Origin of the sequence: Moritella marina ATCC 15381 (genome assembly GCF_008931805.1) — a bacterium.
Lineage (GTDB): Bacteria > Pseudomonadota > Gammaproteobacteria > Enterobacterales > Moritellaceae > Moritella > Moritella marina.
The window spans coordinates 4,326,845-4,346,119 of the sequence record NZ_CP044399.1 but is presented as its reverse complement, the minus strand read 5'-3'; the positions used below and the strand labels follow the sequence as shown (position 1 = coordinate 4,346,119).

At 42.8% G+C, this 19,275-nt stretch carries 15 protein-coding genes and 8 tRNA genes; 17 read left to right on the top strand and 6 right to left on the bottom strand.

Annotation, left to right across the window (positions count from 1 at the left end):
* Positions 1-137: 137 nt before the first annotated feature.
* The 11 genes from mutY (at position 138) to FR932_RS19560 (ending at position 3,680) form a co-directional block, all read left to right on the top strand.
* The gene (mutY, locus tag FR932_RS19610) at positions 138-1,232 is read left to right on the top strand and encodes an A/G-specific adenine glycosylase (RefSeq protein ID WP_019442118.1); all 1,095 of its coding nucleotides are present in this window, start codon (positions 138-140) and stop codon (positions 1,230-1,232) included.
* 1 nt (position 1,233) lies between these two features.
* Entirely contained in the window at positions 1,234-1,503 is a 270-nt protein-coding gene (locus FR932_RS19605) for an oxidative damage protection protein (protein ID WP_017222783.1), read from the top strand.
* A gap of 65 nt (positions 1,504-1,568) precedes the next feature.
* Positions 1,569-2,726, top strand: a complete 1,158-nt coding sequence (locus FR932_RS19600) for a murein transglycosylase domain-containing protein (protein ID WP_019442117.1) — start codon at positions 1,569-1,571, stop codon at positions 2,724-2,726.
* Between the two features lie 143 nt (positions 2,727-2,869).
* Positions 2,870-2,945 (top strand) — tRNA-Phe (locus FR932_RS19595).
* Positions 2,946-3,023: 78 nt separating this feature from the next.
* Positions 3,024-3,099 (top strand) — tRNA-Thr (locus FR932_RS19590).
* 3 nt (positions 3,100-3,102) lie between these two features.
* A tRNA-Phe gene (locus FR932_RS19585) sits at positions 3,103-3,178 on the top strand.
* A 57-nt stretch (positions 3,179-3,235) separates the two neighbouring features.
* Positions 3,236-3,311 (top strand) — tRNA-Thr (locus FR932_RS19580).
* A gap of 3 nt (positions 3,312-3,314) precedes the next feature.
* Positions 3,315-3,390: transfer RNA gene (locus tag FR932_RS19575), tRNA-Phe, on the top strand.
* Between the two features lie 53 nt (positions 3,391-3,443).
* Positions 3,444-3,519: transfer RNA gene (locus FR932_RS19570), tRNA-Thr, on the top strand.
* Between the two features lie 3 nt (positions 3,520-3,522).
* Positions 3,523-3,598, top strand: a tRNA-Phe gene (locus FR932_RS19565).
* A 6-nt stretch (positions 3,599-3,604) separates the two neighbouring features.
* A tRNA-Asn gene (locus FR932_RS19560) sits at positions 3,605-3,680 on the top strand.
* 164 nt (positions 3,681-3,844) lie between these two features.
* On the opposite strand, the gene FR932_RS19555 is transcribed toward FR932_RS19560, so the two are convergent.
* A complete protein-coding gene (locus FR932_RS19555) occupies positions 3,845-4,489 on the bottom strand; it encodes a YiaD family glycine zipper/OmpA-like lipoprotein (RefSeq protein ID WP_019443249.1) in 645 nt (214 codons plus the stop codon).
* 266 nt (positions 4,490-4,755) lie between these two features.
* Between FR932_RS19555 and FR932_RS19550 the strand changes: the two genes are divergently transcribed.
* Complete coding sequence (locus FR932_RS19550; protein ID WP_019443248.1) at positions 4,756-5,547, top strand: RelA/SpoT domain-containing protein; 792 nt, start codon at positions 4,756-4,758, stop codon at positions 5,545-5,547.
* A 72-nt stretch (positions 5,548-5,619) separates the two neighbouring features.
* Here FR932_RS19550 and FR932_RS19545 read toward each other — a convergent pair whose 3' ends face one another.
* From FR932_RS19545 to FR932_RS19530, 4 genes are all read right to left on the bottom strand, one after another.
* Positions 5,620-5,958, bottom strand: coding sequence for a hypothetical protein (locus FR932_RS19545; RefSeq protein WP_019443247.1), 339 nt, complete (start codon positions 5,956-5,958; stop codon positions 5,620-5,622).
* Between the two features lie 108 nt (positions 5,959-6,066).
* Positions 6,067-6,930, bottom strand: a complete 864-nt coding sequence (gene rpoH, locus FR932_RS19540) for an RNA polymerase sigma factor RpoH (RefSeq protein WP_019443246.1) — start codon at positions 6,928-6,930, stop codon at positions 6,067-6,069.
* 408 nt (positions 6,931-7,338) lie between these two features.
* A complete protein-coding gene (locus tag FR932_RS19535; protein WP_244963929.1) occupies positions 7,339-8,982 on the bottom strand; it encodes a DmsC/YnfH family molybdoenzyme membrane anchor subunit in 1,644 nt (547 codons plus the stop codon).
* Between the two features lie 75 nt (positions 8,983-9,057).
* Complete coding sequence (locus FR932_RS19530; protein WP_019443244.1) at positions 9,058-11,247, bottom strand: molybdopterin oxidoreductase family protein; 2,190 nt, start codon at positions 11,245-11,247, stop codon at positions 9,058-9,060.
* Positions 11,248-11,638: 391 nt separating this feature from the next.
* Between FR932_RS19530 and cobA the strand changes: the two genes are divergently transcribed.
* The 5 genes from cobA (at position 11,639) to FR932_RS19505 (ending at position 18,095) form a co-directional block, all read left to right on the top strand.
* A complete protein-coding gene (gene cobA, locus FR932_RS19525; protein WP_019443243.1) occupies positions 11,639-12,457 on the top strand; it encodes a uroporphyrinogen-III C-methyltransferase in 819 nt (272 codons plus the stop codon).
* Between the two features lie 11 nt (positions 12,458-12,468).
* Positions 12,469-15,003, top strand: a complete 2,535-nt coding sequence (gene nirB / locus FR932_RS19520; RefSeq protein WP_019443242.1) for a nitrite reductase large subunit NirB — start codon at positions 12,469-12,471, stop codon at positions 15,001-15,003.
* Positions 15,004-15,094: 91 nt separating this feature from the next.
* Positions 15,095-15,421 (top strand): nitrite reductase small subunit NirD, encoded by a 327-nt coding sequence (gene nirD, locus FR932_RS19515; RefSeq protein WP_019443241.1) that lies wholly within the window; start codon positions 15,095-15,097, stop codon positions 15,419-15,421.
* A 61-nt stretch (positions 15,422-15,482) separates the two neighbouring features.
* A complete protein-coding gene (locus FR932_RS19510; RefSeq protein WP_019443240.1) occupies positions 15,483-17,222 on the top strand; it encodes a bifunctional protein-serine/threonine kinase/phosphatase in 1,740 nt (579 codons plus the stop codon).
* A 264-nt stretch (positions 17,223-17,486) separates the two neighbouring features.
* Entirely contained in the window at positions 17,487-18,095 is a 609-nt protein-coding gene (locus tag FR932_RS19505) for a MarC family protein (RefSeq protein WP_019443239.1), read from the top strand.
* 80 nt (positions 18,096-18,175) lie between these two features.
* Here the strand turns inward: FR932_RS19505 and trpS are convergent, their stop codons facing one another.
* Positions 18,176-19,177: a tryptophan--tRNA ligase gene (gene trpS, locus FR932_RS19500; protein WP_019443238.1), complete on the bottom strand. Its 1,002-nt coding sequence runs from the start codon at positions 19,175-19,177 to the stop codon at positions 18,176-18,178.
* Positions 19,178-19,275: the final 98 nt, after the last annotated feature.

Here is a 19,275-nt window from a genome sequence, read left to right as displayed (position 1 = left end):
CCGTTATGACATGTTAATCGCCATAATCTATATAAATTTATCTGTTAATTCGGGCATTATCCAAAGATAGCTGAATTTGGCAAGTTTTGTGTGGCATAATTTCAGCCTAATTTTCCCATAATTGCTAAAAATACCCGATGACATCGCTATTAGAAAATAATAAAGACACATTTGCCCCGCGGGTACTTGCTTGGTTTAAAGACTTTGGCCGCAAAGATTTGCCTTGGCAACAGTATAACTTACCTAACGAACTGCACCACGACCCTTACCCTACATGGTTAAGTGAAGTGATGTTACAACAAACCCAAGTCAGTACTGTGATCCCTTACTTCACCACCTTCATGGAAAAATTTCCTACCGTGACAGATTTGGCAAATGCCCACATCGATGAAGTTTTGCATTTATGGACAGGTTTAGGTTATTACGCTCGCGGCCGTAATTTACATAAAGCCGCACAATTAATTCGTGATGAATATCAGGGCATATTCCCGAGCGAATTTGAACAAGTACTAGCATTACCCGGTGTTGGCCGCTCAACAGCGGGTGCGGTATTGTCACTATCGTTAGATCAACCACACCCTATTTTAGATGGTAATGTCAAACGCGTATTAACTCGCTGGGGCGCGATTGAAGGTTGGTATGGGGTAAAAACTGTCGAAAATACCCTATGGGCGCTATCTGAAGAGCTTACCCCGCTGCAACAAACCGCTAACTATAATCAGGTGATGATGGATTTAGGTGCCACGGTTTGTACCCGTAGCCGACCTGATTGCGATATTTGTCCGGTGAATGATGACTGTAAAGCCCGTGCAATGGGCACACCTACAGCATTCCCAACACCGAAACCGAAAAAGAAAATCCCTGTACGTACAGTAGAAATGTTGCTGTTAAAGCAAGGTTCAAGCTTATGCTTACAACAGCGACCACCGACTGGGATCTGGGGCGGACTCTGGTGTTTCCCTGAACGTGATGACAACTTATCACTCGAAGAGCAACTGGCGCAATTTGGTATCAGTGAATTTAGCACGCAAGAATTAGTCGGCTTTAGACATACCTTTAGCCACTTCCATCTGGATATCAGCCCCTTGTTAGTAGAAATAAAAGCCACAACAAGTACGCAAATAATGGAACCTGAAGGCACTCTTTGGTATAACATAGAGCAACCGGCAACTGTGGGATTAGCAGCTGCAACTAAAAAATTATTAACATCTCAAGCATTGAGAGAGGCATAACATGGCTAGAATGGTTTTCTGCACCCGCTTACAAAAAGAAGCGGAAGGTTTACGTTTTCAACTTTATCCTGGTGAAGTAGGCAAACGTATTTTTGATCATATTTCCCAAGAAGCATGGTCTGAATGGCAGCAAAAACAAACTATGCTGCTAAACGAAAAAAAATTAAACATGATGGATGAAAATGACCGTATATTTCTTGAACAAGAAATGGTGAAGTACCTGTTTGAAGGTCAAGACGTAATCATTGAAGGCTTTACCCCAAAAGCTTAATTCCCATTGCCTAGCGCGGACTCCTAGCGCTAGGCAAATTTCCAACCCAAAGAACCAATCACCTTATGGCTATATTCCGCACATTACTAATCGCTGTCAGTTGCAGTGTTTTAGCGGCTTGCTCGATGAGTGACTATCAGCACTCTGTCGAACTCGCCGCGCTCAATAACAACAGTCAAGCCTTAGAGCGCCTTGCTTATCAACAACCAAATTACCGCGCGAAGACAGAACAATCCAACGACAAAGATAATACCGCACTAAACACCATACAAGCTGATTACCGCAGCGAAGTAACCAATCTCTGGGGCGATAGTAATAATGCCTTCTCCAGCAATTATCGTTATATCAAATACACTAATGATTACCGCAGTCGTGCCATCATCGATTTTAAACAAGGCACTGTGCGTGTCGACACATTAGAGCAACAGAATAGCCAGCAATACCTCAAGCAAGCGATTGAATATACGCTACTGGCACCGCAGCAACCCAAATACACCGATTTCTATAACAGCTACACATCTGAAATTAAAGGCACGCCTTTTCTATATCAACAAGTGCAAGACGACAACGGCAAAGCAATGAAATGGCATTGGCGCGCGTCACGTTATGCTAACTACTTGATTAAAAATAAGCGTAAACAAATCATGATTAATGGTAATACCGTGGATAGTGTGACATTTTCACTCTCCAATAATCATACCCAGATCCGTAAACAGCGCTATCAAGGCCAAATTAATCAAGTAGCCCAACGTTATAGCATCGATAAAAATATCATCACTGCGATGATCCAAGTAGACAGTTTATTTAATCCCTATGCGCTCAGCAGTCATGACCGCATTGGTTTAATGCAAATTTCGAGCTCGATTGGCGAGGATGTTTTTTATCAACAAAAGCAGTATCCTTTTAAGCCACAACCAAACTGGCTGTTTAATGATGCGAACAATCTAGATATTGGCGTGAGTTATTTAAATTTATTAGACAAACAGTACCTTAAAGAGATTAAAAATCCACAATCTCGCTACTACGCCATGCTGGCTAGCTATATTGCTGGACCTCAAAATACACTGCAAACCTTCTCGAAGAACAAAAAAGAGGCATTTCGTATCATAAATGACTTATCCTCTTACGAGGTCTACCAAAGTTTCACTAATGCGCAGTCTCGTCGTGATATAAAAAACTACGTGTCAGCGGTAAACAGCCATTTTCGTCAACTCAGTCATTAAGCATCAACATCGTCATTAAACGTCAACAAACACACTTATTGCTGGTTAATCAGACAGCGCCTAGGCTTAATGGGTATTTTTTTGATTAAACCGGGCGAAACAGTTGACGGATCGGCCTAAATTCTATTTAATGACGCTCCATTGCCCGAATAGCTCAGTTGGTAGAGCAGAGGATTGAAAATCCTCGTGTCCCTGGTTCAATTCCGGGTTCGGGCACCAAAATTTGGAAAGAATAAAAAAGTGTAATATTGACTTGTTTTTTAAAATGAAGATGATATTATGCGACTCGCATTTAGTGCCGACTTAGCTCAGTAGGTAGAGCAACTGACTTGTAATCAGTAGGTCGCCAGTTCGACTCCGGCAGTCGGCACCATTTGCCCGAATAGCTCAGTTGGTAGAGCAGAGGATTGAAAATCCTCGTGTCCCTGGTTCAATTCCGGGTTCGGGCACCATATTTAAAAGGTAAAGATATTTCGTTAATAGGTATCTTTATTTAAAACGCATTTAGTGCCGACTTAGCTCAGTAGGTAGAGCAACTGACTTGTAATCAGTAGGTCGCCAGTTCGACTCCGGCAGTCGGCACCATTTGCCCGAATAGCTCAGTTGGTAGAGCAGAGGATTGAAAATCCTCGTGTCCCTGGTTCAATTCCGGGTTCGGGCACCATATTAATGAATAAAGCTATTTTAATTGTAGATATCTTTATTAGCGCATTTAGTGCCGACTTAGCTCAGTAGGTAGAGCAACTGACTTGTAATCAGTAGGTCGCCAGTTCGACTCCGGCAGTCGGCACCATTTGCCCGAATAGCTCAGTTGGTAGAGCAGAGGATTGAAAATCCTCGTGTCCCTGGTTCAATTCCGGGTTCGGGCACCATACAATTCCCCTTTAGTTCAGTTGGTAGAACGGTGGACTGTTAATCCATATGTCGCTAGTTCAAGTCTAGCAAGGGGAGCCAATTAAAAAGACCCAGTTATTTATATAGCTGGGTTTTTTTCGTCTTAAATTTAGTCCTTTCTTATATTTCAATAAATGTCATTTATTTACCGACATAAAAAAGCCGAACACAGGGTTCGGCTTCGCAATATAATCTGTATTAATTAACGCTCTGAGTCTGTGATATTAGTTAGCAGTAATGCTAATTTCTACACGGCGGTTAGCAGAACGGCCACTTGCAGTCTCATTTGATGCAATAGGACGACGCTCACCGTAGCCACGTGTTGATAAACGGCCTGACTTGATGCCACGTTTATTCAAATACTCGCTTACAGACTCTGCACGCTCTTCAGAAAGCGTCAAATTAGACTGAGCACTACCAACGCTGTCAGTATGACCAATAATACGCAGTGATGAATCAGGATATTCATTCAGCACTTTAGCAACACTGTTTAAGCTTGAGTAGATATCAGAGCTCAAGTTATACCCTGCAGTTTGAAAACCAATGCCTTTCGCCATCACCAGTTGTAGTTCATTTTCGCCAACGCGTTTAACTTGTACACCAGAGTCAGTTAACTCTTTACGCAGTGCTTCTTCTTGACGATCGAAGTAATGGCCAATACCACCACCAATCGCAGCACCACCTAACGCGCCAAATACTGCGCCATTTTTCTTACCGGTAGAAGCACCGATTAATGCGCCAGCAATAGCACCGCCAATCGCAGATTTCGTTGCGGTATTCGTCTCTTCTTCACCCGTCGTCGCGTTTTGGCGAGCACAACCAGTAAGTGCAGCAACAATCATTACTGCTGTCATTGTTTTTTTCATCATTGGATAAACCTTAAATATAGAAACGATATTGGGAATGAGTGATCGCGAACACTGTAACTTAAATAAACTACAATCGCATCGGTATATTTACTAGTAAATTAACCGATGACCCATAAAATAGTGATACTCCTCTCACTATTTTATCAGTCTAGCTATTTCTTACACAGCTTTACAATGCCCTACCTTGAATTGTGACTGTGCGCACTCATCTATTACTAAGTATCAGCATACAATAATGCCAATGCGTTTTCTCAAAAAGGATACCTATGTATAGCTTTCTAAGAACCTCACTAATTTTAGTACTAATGCTAGCCGGTAAAGCGCCGCTAGAAGCCGCTACCATGCTTAGCCTTAGTCAAACGTCGAATAACGGTAGTGCCACTAACCGAGTGCGCACCCAAATAAGCAAAGACTTAGCCGGCCTTTATCAACTGTCAGATATCAACAGCACGAACATCATTCAACCTTATACTGACTTCGACTCACTTTATTCACTTGCTGAAGCTGCGCAAGATGAGTTAGCGACACTCACCCAACAAATTGCTTTAATGTCTCAGACAAGTGCCGTGATCCCGGCGATTAAAAGTGTTGAACGTGCACAAGCTAAAATTGCCAATAAACATGACGGTGCAGTAGAAAAAATTACCGACTTAGCCCGCAGTTCAATTATTGCTAAAAATAGCCAAGAGTTAATCAGTGCGTTTGAATTACTCGAGCAAGAAACCGATATTGTGCAAATAAAAAATCGCTTCAATAATCCCAAACAAAATGGTTACCGCGATATCAATTTATTAGTGCGCCTGCCTAAAACACAAATGGTGGTTGAAGTGCAGTTACATTTAGATCGTATTGAAGCGATTAAGAATGGTCCTGAACATGACAATTACGTCAAGATCCAACAAATTAGTCATACAGCTAAACAACAGCAACGCGAAATATCAGAAATTGAAGCTTTTAAGGTAACGCAGCTTAAAGAAGAGTCTACCAATTTATACCAGGTAGCTTGGCAGCAGCAGTTAATGACTGAACTAAGAACCAGCTTTAAACAAATGGCATAACCATCGCCTAACAATAACAAGGCCCAATCATTGCAGTAATGATTGGGCCTATTCTCTTTAAAACCCGACAGGTTAAGCGTAACCCCATTTCCAGTTAAAACGGATTTGCTCCTGCCCCCCAAAACGTGCCATTAACCAAGGCACCATAGGTAATAGTTTATAGTGTGTGGTTTTCTTCAAGACGCTTTTACCAGTACGGAAAAAAGTCACTTCTTCATCACTATTCAAGACGCGAGCAACAATCCTTTTTTGCTTGCCCTCTTCAGCGATTACAACTTGTGCCAGGTTATATTCATGTGTCATTCCAGACCCGTTATAAACCAAAACCATCTGATTTTCAGTTAACTTGTTACGCTCTAAGTAGCTTTTTAGCTCGCTACCCTGAAAACCAAATAAGGGATCTCTATTCATGTTTCTTTCCATCTATAATCAAATACAATTCAACGTTTATTTATTTTCTTGCCAAAAAAAATGAGGCCTCCAATGGAGACCTCATTTTTTAAAAATTCTGTGTGCTGGTTATTCTGCAATAAACTCGCGCAGTTTTTTCATTGCGTTCTTTTCTAACTGGCGAACTCGCTCAGCAGAAACACCATAACGATCGGCTAATTCTTGCAGTGTCGCTTTATCTTCCGCTAACCAACGAGAATTAACGATATCTTGACTACGGTCGTCTAATTCAGAAATTGCGCTAGAGAGACGTTGAGATGCACTTTCATCCCAGTTTTCACGCTCTACTTGCTGTGCCACATCTGACGCATTGTCTTCTAAATACTGCGCAGGTGAAAAGCTCGTTGAACCAGAATCTTTATCACTATCATCATCAGCATATAAATCAAATGCTTGATCTGAATAAGACATTCTAGATTCCATTTCCACTACATCTTTAGTAGAAACACCCAAGTTTTCGGCAACTGTTTGCACTTCAGCATGGGTAAACCAGCCTAAGCGTTTCTTTGATTTACGCAGATTAAAGAATAGTTTACGTTGCGCTTTAGTTGTCGCAACTTTCACTACACGCCAATTACGTAATACAAATTCATGTATTTCGGCTTTAACCCAATGCACAGCAAAAGAAACTAATCTTACACCGACTGCTGGGTTGAAACGTTTCACGGCTTTCATTAAGCCTATGTTACCTTCCTGGATTAAATCTGCTTGGGACAATCCATAACCAGCGTAACCACGGGCAACGTGAACAACAAAGCGTAGATGTGACATGATCAACTGACGAGCAGCATTAACATCACCTTCATTCTGCAAGCTTTCGCCTAGTTCCTTTTCTTGTTCAGCAGTTAACATTGGAATACTATTCACGCCTTGGATGTAGGCTTCAATGCTACCCTGAGGAACTAATGCCATACTTTGCATATCTTTGCTCATCAACAATTCTCCCATTATTACACATTAATCGGCGAGATCTTATCACGACTAGCGCCTGTCGACAAATTCGACAATCCGTGTGACCGCACAAATAAACTATATTGTCTTAAATATTAAATATAGTTGTCTTAAATATTTAAAATAGCTAATTCAGCCCGCTGATAAATAACTAAAAAGTGACTACCTTGAACTTCAGCTGTATTATTTCTGTACAATCTAGTTTAACCCCAGATTGTAAAAGCTCTAGTTTAATTACAGAAAATTACATTAACATGACAATTTAAAAATACAAAGGGCAACAAGCGCTGCCTTTTGTAGCTCAACCCTTTAATTTAGTGCAAGTCAGGTACAACGCCCACTTGTGGCATATCAGCCAGGCCAACGTCACGAGCATGCTGTTCAAAGCCTTTATTTTTCCAAAAGAACGCACCGCACACGGATGCATTGTGCAGCACCTTCGCCCTGCTCTACATTCAGGTGCTTCGCATGCATGTACAGACCAAATGCTTCAATCACTAAACCTGTAATGGCGATCGGCGTGAGCTCAAGCAGTAAAGGATACAATCCAACACCTTTATTACCAGCGGTGCCAATCACGGCAACTAACGCCGTTAATACCGTGCCCAGTGCTATCGCAGAACCAAGGAAAGCACAAGCCGTCTGCCAATGATCCCAAAACGGACGCGCTTTGATACGGTAACTGCGGTACATATAATACAAACCACCAGCACTGCCTATTAGTGCCAAAATACCAAAAGCATTCGCTATATAGCTAAACAAACCTAACTCAAAGAACCAAGCAACACCTTGGAAAAAAGTAAATGCGCCCATGAATCCAAAGAATAACGCAACGCCTAACCCCTCTCGACTAACTGGCGAATGGGCTAAATTATTAAACCCACGATAGAAACGTTTTGGTTTACCTAGATGCAATGTCGACATTAATAAGCCTATCGCCTGCATTACCATTAATAATACCAGCAATGACAGGCCAGCACCTGATGTCGAAAACCCTATTAAGCTATCGACACCCAATAATGGGCCAAGGAAGATAAGTGCAAATGCCCCCATCGCCGCTTGCGAGAACAAAGTAAATATCACTAATGGATTCTCACGAGAACTCAAACGCCCCAAGTTCCACGATTGTTCTTTACCGTCTTTTTCATCAACAACAGAGCGAAATGATCCGTCTTCTTGTTTATGATATTTTAGCGGCATGTTATCGGTACGCGTCATTTCACGCTGAGTACTACTGGTTTGTTGGAAACGAATGTTCGGGTTAGTAATACTTGGATCAGGGAAACCCGGCATCGAGGTTTTCGCTTGCACTCGATTTTCTGGGGTATTTTCTACCACACCAAAGTTAAGCGCATTACCTAAACAAGCTGATACACAGGCAGGCTTCAAACCAACTTCCAGACGATCCACACACATATTACATTTTGATACCTGACCTTTAATCGGATCAAGCTGTGGGGCATTGTATGGGCAAACCCAAGTACAATAACCACAACCAAAACAAGTATCCGGATCTTGTAATACCGCGCCGTATTCAACGTGCTTGGTATAGGCTTTGGTTGGACACCCTTTTAAACAAACCGGATCATCACAATGGTTACACGCCATGGAGATATTAATGCGTTTGTAATCAGGATAACTGCCGCTCTCAACATAACCCACACTACGAAAAGCAATATGGGCTGGGTTATCATTCTTTTCACTACACGCCGCTTCACAGGCGTGACAACCAATGCAGTTATCTGCAGTAAAGTGAAAAGCATGTTGTTTATTACGATGAGGGTTATCACCCACCGCTTTATTTTCATTAATATTCATCGAACGGCCAGCCGGTAACTTACCTTCGGTACGTTCGATTAAATCAATTTTTTTACCGTAGGTATTAACATCAAATATTTCTACATCGGCTAATTTTGCGTAACCTTGTTCACCGACTCGTTGTTCAAAGATAGGTGTCCCCGCTTTAACAACGGGTTTTTCTGGCGCACCAATTTGATCAAGGCGGTCTCTAAATTGTTCTAACTTGTCTAACATAATTTATCCCTGTTATGTTATCGCATTACTGGTGAGCCAATATGCTCGTCTATGGCAGTGCATTCCGAATATGATTTAGTATGTCCGTCTTTCGCGGTTCATTTTCGCTGCCAGCTTCTGCTCGACATGCTCAATACGTAGCGAACTCTGCTTAAATGCAGGTTGACGCGAATGCGGATCAAGTAGCCCAAGACACAAACGATTGACACAATCATGGAAATGGAAGGGAATAAACACGGAATTTGGCGCGACACGTTGGGTTAATTGCACCATCACCACCGCATCGCCACGACGAGAAGCGATACGCACATAACTTTGATGTTTAATACCTAACTTAGCTGCAGCATCAGGGTTCATTTCCATATACGGAGTGGGACTATATTTGTTCAGGTTACCCATTTTCCCGGTACGCGTACGGGTATGAAAATGCTCAACCACACGACCAGTATTGAGCCAGAATGGGTATTCTTCACAAGGGTGTTCGTTATTATCAACCCAAGGTAATGGGATTAGATTGGCTTTACCTGTTGGCGTGGCAAACTTGCCATCGGTATACAAGCGCGCACCTTCGTCGTTATCTGTTGCGCCTTCACGGTATGGCCACTGTAGACCACGGGCTTGTTCAATTTTCTCGTAAGTCATGCCGGAAATATCCAGGTTACGACCCGCGCCTTTAGAGAGGGTTTTCATTTCTTCAAACGCTTCCTGGGTCGTCACTGGGAAAGTAATTTTATGACCATTTTCAAAACGTTTCGATAATTCCGAGAAGATCCAAAAGTCGGACTTAGAATTACCTTTCGGTGCTTGTACATTCGTCACCCGGTTAACACGGCGTTCGGTATTGGTGAATACCCCTTCCTTCTCTGCCCATACCGCAGCAGGTAAAAACATATGTGCATATTGTGTTGTTTCTACATCTTGATACGCGTCCTGTACCACTAAGAAATCTAACTTCTCCAGCGTCTTACGAATACGCGAAGTATTCGGCATCGACGTCATTGGATTTGTCGCCACCAGCCACAAGCCTTTGATTTGCCCTGTTTCAATGGCAGGGAAAATATCGGTTTGGGCTAAGCCGCGTTTTTTCGGGAAGAATTCAGGGTCAATACCCCAGAATTCTGCAATATCATGACGGTCTTGCTCTTTCTCTAATAAACGATAACCAGGCAGCCCAGAACAAGAGGACCATTCACGTGTGCCCATGGCATTACATTGACCGGTAATCGATAAACTGGTGCCACCCGGGACGCCTATATTACCAGTGATAAGCGAGAGTGAATTACAACCTGTGATCGCATCACTGCCATGGGTACTTTGATTCAGTCCCATGGTCCAGATACTCATCGCTTTACCTGCTTTAGCAAACAAGCGTGCGACATGACGAATGGTATCTTCATCAATACCACATATTTTAGCCGCGGATGTCGGATCAAACTCGGCAACACAAGCGGTTAATGCTTCAATACCTGTGGTGTATTTTTCAATATACTCTTTGTCTTCGAGACCTTCTTTTAAGATCACATGCATTAATGCATTCTGTAAGACGATATCGGTACCTGGGCTAATAGGTAAATGGATATCAGCAAACTGCGCCAGCATAGTAACGCGCGGATCGACCACGATAAGCGGGAAGTTACGTTTTTCCTTGGCTTCTTTTAAGCGCCAGTAAATAACCGGATGTTGCTCAGGCAGGTTAGATCCCCACGCAATCAAACAATCGGTATGGGAAAAATCATCATAACAACCCGGAGGGCCATCCGAACCAAACGAACGCTTATAACCCGATACGGCAGAAGCCATGCATAAAGTAGTATTACCATCGTAGTTATTGGTACCAATACAGCCACGGGCTAATTTACCTAAGGTATAAAACTCTTCTGTTAGTAATTGACCCGTAGATACGATAGCAAATGCATCTTTACCGTACTGATCTTGAATCGCTTTAATTTTATCGCCCATGGTATCAAGCGCACTGTCCCAATTGGTTTCTTGGTACTGGTCATGAATTTGCCCACGTACAAGCGGGTTATTACCACGCCCAGCAGCATCAAATAATTCATGCTCAAAGATGCCCTTAATACATAATTTACCCCGGTTCACATCAGCGTCAGCAACGCCTCGGCTCGCAACAGCATTCCCTTGCTCATTCATACCGATCTCGATAGAACAACCTGTAGAACAATATCCACACGTTGTGTATTTCCATTCTTTAACCTGTTTATCCGCAATGCGAATAGGTTTTTGATCCTTGCGTCCGAAAATCATAAGACGTCTCCATTGAATTACTCTGCATGTTATAAACACAGAAGAGCAATAACCAAGCCAGCTTACTTTAAACACCCACAAAAAGGATGATGTGCTTCTTTAACCTGATAAACGCAGACATCTTCCTGCTATTTATCGACACGTTCATGCATTTTAACCACATCGAGGATAACCCATCCACTCTAAGCTGCACCATGGCTGTGCGATAAAGGAAAAACTGGTGCAACATCACAGTGCGTAATCACGCTAAAAACTTTACACAAAACAAGAAATAACAATAAAACCTTAAATATCAACAACTAAAACATTAACTACAGAGTTGGCACTGTCTTTGCGTTAGCTAGTCTGTCAGTAAGGAATAATGCAGAGCAGTACTACAGGGATGTGAGTCATGACAGTTGAATTAATTACCAAAGCGCAATCAAAAAATAACAATAGCCGAGGTCAAGTAGCATTAGTGGGGGCAGGTCCGGGGGATCCAGAATTGCTCACATTAAAGGCATTAAAGGCGATTGAAAATGCTGACCTTATCTTATTTGATAACTTAGTGAGCCAAGACATTAGAGCCTTATTTCCACCCCACACCAAAGCAATCTATGTGGGTAAGAAAAAAGCTGACCATTGTATTCCCCAAGACCAATTGAATTTATTCATGGTTGATAAAGCTAAACAAGGTCTGAATATTTGTCGCCTAAAAGGCGGAGACCCTTTTGTATTTGGCCGCGGTAGTGAAGAACAGCTGGTGCTCCATGCCCATGATATAAAAACAATCGTCGTTCCCGGCGTAACAGCTGCATCAGGGTGCACAGCTTACGCAGGTATCCCGTTAACCCATCGAGGGCTATCAACGGGCTGCACCTTTATTACTGGCCATCTAAAGAATGGTCAGCTAGATCTAAATTGGTCGCAGCTAGCGCACCTTGAGCACACCTTAGTGTTCTATATGGGATTAGGTAAATTAGCGGAAATCTCAGCGCAACTGCTCAGTCATGGTTTAGATAGCAATACCCCAGCAGCCTTGATAGAAAACGGTTCGACACCACAACAAAGAGAATTCGTTGGCACTGTTGCGACACTGCCAACACTGGCGATTGAACACCAATTACAAAGCCCTAGCCTGATCGTTATCGGCCAAGTTGTCTCACTTGCAGAACAACTTAGCTGGCGAGATCTCGAGCAAGCGGCAAAAAATCAAGAATTAAGCGCATAACGGAGCATGTCATGAAAAGAATTATAGTTGTCGGTAACGGCATGGTAGGTCACCATTTCATTGACCAATTTATTCAACAAGAAAAAATGGCTGAAGTACAAATCACCACATTCAGTGAAGAATCACGTCTTGCTTACGATCGCGTTCAATTAAGTGCTTACTTCAGTGGTAAAACAGCTGATGACTTAATGATGACATCACCAGAATACTATGATGACAACGGCGTGCAATATTTTGTAAACGATAAAGTTGTTGGCATCGATAAAGACGCTAAAACAGTCACCACAGCACAAGGCCGCATCGAGAGTTACGACAAACTAGTGCTGGCGACGGGTTCATACCCTTTTGTGCCACCTATTCCAGGTAAAGACCAAGACCATTGTTTAGTTTACCGTACGATTGAAGATTTAGAAGACATCACCGCCTCTGCCAAAGAAAGTAAGGTCGGTGTGGTTATCGGTGGTGGTCTATTGGGGCTTGAAGCAGCAAATGCGATCAAACAATTAGGTTTAGAAACCCACGTAGTGGAATTTGCACCACGTTTAATGGCTGTGCAAGTCGATGACGGTGGCGGCGCCATTCTTCGTAATAAAATTGAAGCATTGGGCGTAACAGTACACACAGAAAAAAATACCAAAGAAATTGTCAAAGGTGAAACGTGCCGCTACCGCATGAATTTTGCTGACGGCTCGCACGTTGAAACAGACATGATCATCTTCTCGGCAGGTATCCGTCCACAGGATGAATTAGCCCGCTCATTCGACCTTACACTCGGTGAACGTGGTGGTATCCAAATTGATGATAACTGCTTAACCTCTGACGAAAACATTTTCGCGATTGGTGAGTGTGCATTATGGCAGGGGCGGATCTTTGGTCTTGTAGCACCAGGCTATCAAATGGCGAAAGTGGCTGTTGACCACATTGTTGGCGCAGGTCAGTTAACGTTTACCGGTGCAGACATGAGTACCAAGCTGAAATTACTTGGTGTTGACGTAGCCAGTATTGGCGATGCACATGGTAATGCACAAGGCGCACAAAACTATGTATTCACTAACGAAGCAGACCAAGTTTATAAAAAACTCGTCATTAGCGAATGTGGTAAGAAGTTACTTGGCGCGGTGATGGTTGGTGAAGCCGAAGACTATGGTACTTGGTTACAAATTTACTTAAACGACATGGATATTCCCGGCTCGCCTGAAAATATGTTGGTGCCACCAGCAGAAGGTGGTGCGGTCACTATGGGGGTTGATGCTCTGCCTGATTCAGCCGTTATTTGTTCATGCCTTGATGTGACAAAAGGTCAGATTTGCGCAGCGGTACAAGATGGTGCAACCAGCATCGGCGATATTAAAACAATCACCAAAGCCGGGACCGGTTGTGGTGGTTGTAGCGCCCTCGTCACGCAAGTACTTAATGCCGAGCTTGCAAGCATGGGGGTTGAAGTTAACACTGACCTGTGTGAGCATTTTGCTTACTCACGCGCTGAACTGGCTGACATAATACGCGTTAAACGCATTAAGACATTCGAAGCATTAATCACCGAGTTCGGCGCTGGCCATGGTTGTGAAGTTTGTCGTCCGACAGTGGCTAATATTCTGGCGTCATTTTGGAATGATTATATTCTCGAAGACGATCACCTTGGTCTGCAAGACGTCAATGACGTTTACTTGGGTAACATGCAAAAAGACGGTACGTACTCTGTTGTACCACGTATCCCAGCCGGTGAGATCACCCCTGAAAAGTTAATCGTACTCGGTGAAGTAGCGAAAGAATATGGCTTATACACCAAAATAACAGGTGGTCTACGTATCGATTTATTTGGTGCACAACTGCATCAATTACCTGACATATGGGCATGGTTGATCCGTGAAGGCTTCGAAACAGGCCACGCTTACGGTAAATCACTGCGTACCGTAAAATCGTGTGTGGGTAGTACTTGGTGCCGTTATGGTGTGCAAGACAGTATGTCACTGGCGATTGATCTTGAGAACCGTTACAAAGGGTTACGCTCACCCCATAAAATTAAGTTTGGTGTCTCTGGTTGTACTCGAGAATGTGCAGAAGCCCAAGGTAAAGACATCGGCGTTATTGCGACGGAAGGAGGCTGGGGTCTTTATGTTTGTGGTAATGGTGGTATGCGACCACGTCATGCCGATTTATTCGCTACCGACTTAGACACTGATACCTTGTACAAATATATTGACCGGGTATTGATGTTCTATATCCGTACTGCAGACCGTCTACAACGTACATCGGTTTGGTTAGAAAATATGGAAGGTGGTTTAGATTACCTTAAAGACGTCGTTATTAACGACAAACTGGGTGTTAACACTGAGCTTGAATCTGAAATGGAAGCCAACATTGCCAACTACCAATGTGAGTGGAAAACAACGATTGAAAGCCCTGAAAAGCTACTACGCTTTAAGCACTTCATTAACTCTGAAGAACAAGACAGCACAGTACAATTTGTTGAAGTGCGTGACCAAATTCGCCCTGCGACACCCGCTGAACGCGCCGGTCAGATCCCGGTGCTGGAAGTGAGTTAAGTCGAACACTTGATATTAATTCAGCGCCACAACAACAGATAATGTAATAAGCGGGTGCATAGCCCGCTAACACCAGACTTAAGGATTAATTATGACTACTTGGACTCCAATTATTGCCAAAGAACAACTTACACCAGATGCTGGTGTATGTGCATTAGTGAACGGTAAACAAGTTGCTATTTTCTTGGATCGTAAAACAGACAAGTTATTTGCGATTGATAATTACTGCCCAGCGAGTAAAGCCAATGTGTTATCACGTGGTTTAATCACGTCTGTAAAGGATGAATTGACCGTGTCATCACCTTTGTATAAAGAACACTTTAGCCTTACGACAGGTGAATGTCTCGAAGATGAAACCTTATCGGTCCCTGTTTATGCGGTACGTGTCACTGATGGCATAGTGGAAGTAACGGCATAATGCATTACGCAGACTAATTTTTTACTATTATTACTATGACCATGACTATCAGGGAGTTGCTATGTCGCCATGGCATTTACAGGGCGGCGCCACCTTTACCATAGGTCAGCGCTCGATCGAGGGTATCAAAGCTCAAAATGAAGATGCCATAGGTATTCGTATCCCTGATGATTTACTGCTGACAACGAAAGGTGCTGTCGCGATTATCGCCGATGGTGTGAGTGCGTCTGAAGCCGGTAAAGAGGCCAGTGAAACCTGCGTACATAATTTTTTATCTGATTATTACTCTACCCCTGAAACCTGGTCTGTCGGTAAATCTACAGGTCAGGTGCTTACCGCATTAAATCGCTGGTTGTATAGTCAAGGGCGACAGTTTGCTGATGCCCAAAAAGGCTATCTCACCACACTAAGTACCATCGTATTTAAATCCCATTCCGCGCATTTATTGCATGTCGGTGATTCTCGTATATACCGTTTACGTGATAACAGCCTAGAACAGTTAACCCGTGATCACACCACAGTCGTCAATAATAAACAGTCTTATCTCGCTCGTGCGATGGGATTGGATGTCACGCTTGAAGTCGATTATAAAGAAGTCGAGCTACAGGTCGGCGATGTATTTTTACTGTCCACCGATGGTTTACATGATTTTGTTAACGATAAACAATTACGTGACATGCTGCAGCAAACACATCAAGCTGCTGAAAGTAATTTTGAGGCCTGCTGTGAGCAACTCATCCAACATGCTCTCGCCAATAACAGTAATGATAATATCAGTTGTCAGTTATTACGCATTGATACTCTACCCAAGCAAAGCGCTGAAGATGTCCATGTACACCTAGCTTCAATGCCTTTTCCACCCGCGCTGCGCAAGGGATTATCCATTGATGGCTTAAAGGTCATTAAAGAGCTACATGCCAGTAGCAGCAGTCATCTATATTTAGTCGAAGACAAGGAGACCAAACAGCAATACTGCATGAAAGCCCCCTCGGTAAACTACATTGATGATCATGCTTATATCGAACGTTTCACCATGGAAACGTGGATTGGTACGCGCTTAAATAACCCACACATTTTAAAGATTGTCGAAACCAACCGGCAGAAAAGTCACCTCTACTACCTTATGGAAGTGATTGAGGGTATTACCTTAGAACAATGGATAAACCAGCACCCTAACCCACCAGTCCAAGATGTACTGAATATCGTCGAACAGGTAATTAAAGGTCTACGGGCATTTCATCGCAAAGAGACCCTGCATCAAGATTTAAAGCCGGGCAATATCATGATTGATAATAACGGCCAAGTTAAGATCATTGATTTTGGTTCTTGTTTTGTCAAAGGCATTGCAGAAATTGCCACCCCATTACAACGCGATAAGATTTTGGGCACCGCAGCTTATTCTGCACCTGAGACAGTTATCAATGGTGACAGTACCGCGCAATCAGATATCTTCGCGATGTCGGTGATCATCTTTGAAATGCTCACAGGAAAACAGCCTTTTAATGGTAAATTAGAAACCTGCCGTACCCAGAAGGCTTATCTTAATACCAAGTATATTCCGGCTTATGAGCTCAACCCGTTAGTACCATTTTGGTTAGACGGCGCCATCAAAAAAGGTTTACGCTTTAATCCGAACAAACGCCACGCCGACGTATCCGAACTTTTACATGAGTTACAACACCCCAACCCTAAATACAAAAACAACCGTAAACAGGCCTTGATTGAAAAGAATCCAGAACGCTTCTGGCAAGTGATCTCGTTATTACTGCTGTTTGCGCTGTCTATTTCGTTGTTTAGTTAGCAATTCTAAGCATAAACCAGCCTCTGTATGTAAACATACGTAAAACACCTACATATTACCGTTTATTAAATAAAAGCTTAATTTATACAAGGTACAATATGGTTCTATAAACTTACCGTTATTTAACGCCTATAATTAAACCTCAGTAGTATGACAGGAGCCCCTTACCAATGAATAATGTGTTAACACTCATTATAAAAACCACCACGCCAGCATTACACACCCTATTCCCTCACAATCAATACCAGCGAATAGGAAACTACGATGATTGATTACATATCGGTATTTATATTTTTCTTTGCAGTCATAGATCCAGTGGGCACAGTCCCCGTATTTATCGCCGCAACCAGCCAGTTTAATGAAAAAGAAAAGCGTAAAATCGCGTTACAAGCAGCGTGTGCAGCAGCACTCATTTTATTGTTTTTTATCATTGCTGGAGAGCTGATTTTAACGGCTATTGATATTCCACTACCGGCATTTGAAATTGCTGGCGGAATAATATTGTTTTTATTTGCGTTAACTATGATATTTGGTGATAGCAAACCCGATACCGAAATGCAGATGGTAAAAGACAGCACCGAAACGGCTATTTTCCCATTAGCAGTGCCCTCTCTTGCTAGCCCAGGAGCAATGCTCGCGGCTGTACTACTCACTGAAAATTCGAGTTTTAGCCTGTTCCAGCAAATGCAAACTGCTGGCGTTATGTTGTCCGTGTTGTTTATCGCGTTTATCTTGATGCTAGCAGCGAGTTGGATCCATCGCTTCATCGGCAACAGCGGCGCGAGTATTATCAGTAAAGTAATGGGGATGATCTTAGCGAGCGTGGCAACAAACAGCGTATTGTCAGGTATTAAGGTGTATTTTTTACTTTAATTTTAGGCACAAAAAAGCCCTATACCGTTAGATATAGGGCGCTCACGATGCGATTAATAGTCTGTCACTGCAGTAATAAACTATTTATTCGAGATAAAACCAACCGCTTCATAGGCTTTGGCTAATGTCGGTGCAGCGCGCTCAGAGGCTTTCTCAGCACCGATACGCATAATGCGGTTCAGTTCTGTCTCATCAGCACGTAACTCGTGGTAACGCGCTTGAATAGGCTCGATCATCGCAACTACTGCGTCTGCAGTATCACCTTTCAAGTGACCATACATTTTATCTTCGTATTCAGGCACAAGATCAGCAACTGGACGTTTAGTCGCAACAGAAAGCAATGTCAGTAAGTTAGATACACCCGGCTTTTCTTTGTTATCAAAGTAAATACGCGCTTGTTCATCACTGTCTGTTACTGCACTTTTCAGTTTCTTGGCAATCTTTTTCGGCTCATCTAATAATTTGATGAAGGCTTTTGGATTATCATCTGACTTAGACATTTTCTTCAACGGATCTTGCAGGCTCATAATACGAGCGCCAAACGTTGGGATCATCGGCTCTGGCACTTTGAAAACATCACCGTAGATATTATTAAAACGGGTCGCAATAGTACGCGCTAATTCTAGGTGCTGTTTTTGATCATCGCCAACTGGCACTTCATCAGCTTGATAAAGTAAAATGTCTGCAGCCATCAATACCGGGTAAGTATATAAACCTGAGTTACTGCTGCTCGAATTGTTCGATTTATCTTTAAACTGCGTCATACGGTTTAGTTCACCCATCTGCGTATAGCAGTTCAGCAACCAACTCAATTGTGCGTGTTCAGGCACTTGAGATTGTAAAAAGATAGTCGACTTTTCAGGGTCTAAACCACAGGCAATATACATTGCTAGGCCTTCAAGCACCTGAGATTTAAATTCTTTCGGATCTTGACGTACCGTGATGGTATGTAAGTCCGCAAGCATGAAATGACAGTCGCTGTGTTCCTGCATGTCCAGCCATTGGTTGATGGCACCAATATAGTTACCAATCGTCATACTACCAGAAGGCTGAATACCACTTAATACCACAGGTTTTGTCATAAATATATTTCCCAATATCTTAATTTTTCAATTGTGGGCAAGCGCATCTGCTTACCCAATCATGTTAATGTCGTTACGTAAGTCAATCGACTACTTCA